The sequence below is a fragment of the Vibrio sp. Vb0304 genome (assembly GCF_033338995.1).
GTDB classification, from domain to species: domain Bacteria; phylum Pseudomonadota; class Gammaproteobacteria; order Enterobacterales; family Vibrionaceae; genus Vibrio; species Vibrio alginolyticus.
The window spans coordinates 1-1,117 of the sequence record NZ_JAWOTT010000294.1; the positions used below are offsets into that span (position 1 = coordinate 1).

At 45.8% G+C, this 1,117-nt stretch carries 1 protein-coding gene; it reads left to right on the top strand.

Annotated elements, in window-relative coordinates; genetic code table 11:
- A partial coding sequence (locus R7P35_RS25750; RefSeq protein ID WP_318093283.1) for an NAD(P)/FAD-dependent oxidoreductase occupies positions 1–1,117 on the top strand: 1,117 nt, incomplete at both ends.

The following is a 1,117-nucleotide window of genomic DNA, read 5'->3' on the forward strand; positions in this document are numbered from 1 at the left end:
ACGCGCAGTTTGGATGAGTTGTTTCCGGATTGGAAAGAAAAGGACGCGCCGCTCAATACCAAAGTCAATCAAGATAAAACTTACTATTTAAGTAACGAACTTAATGGCCATGAACTGCCAACGTGGGCGGTGCCGAATACGCTGCATAACGATGGTAATTACATCATCAGTTTAGGTAGTTTGTGCCGTTGGATGGCAACCCAAGCAGAAAACCTAGGCGTAGAAATCTACCCTGGCTTTAGTGCTAACCGAGCCATTATTGATGAACAAAACCGTGTTTGTGGCGTGATCACAGGAGATATGGGGCTCGACAAAAACGGCGAGCAAAAAGCCAATTTCGAGCCGGGTATCGAACTTCGAGCTAAGTTTACTCTGTTTGCTGAAGGGGCTCGTGGCCATATTGGTAAGCAATTGATTAACAAATTTAATCTCGCTGAAGATAAAACGCCACAGCACTATGCGATTGGCTTTAAAGAGCTGTGGGAAATACCTGCAGAGCAACATCAGCAAGGATTGGTTGTTCATGGATTAGGTTGGCCGTTGGCAAACGAAGCCAGTGGTGGCAGTTATCTTTATCATCTTGAGGGCAACCAAGTCGCAGTTGGTCTGATTGTTGACCTTAATTACGAAAATCCCCACCTGAGTCCGTTTGACGAATTTCAGCGTTTTAAACATCACCCGATGATTGAACAGTACCTAAAAAATGGTAAACGCATCAGCTATGGTGCTAGGGCGATTGCCAAAGGCGGCTTTCATTCCCTTCCGACCCAACAATTTGCGGGTGGACTATTGATTGGCTGTGATGCTGGCACGCTCAATAGCGCGAAAATCAAAGGCACGCATACCGCGATGAAGTCGGGGATACTCGCCGCCGAAGCCGTTTTTGAAGCGGTTTCAAATCAATCGGTTATTGCCGACTACCAAAGCCATTTCAAACAGTCATGGCTATATGAAGAGCTTTATCAAGCACGCAACTTCTCTAGCGGAATACACCGTTTTGGCTCTTGGTTAGGTGGTGGTTTAGCGATGTTGGAACACAACGTGTTAAAAGGCAAAGCAAAGTGGAATGTACGTTGTGAACATCCCGATCATCAGTCTTTGATTCTTGCGGAAAACA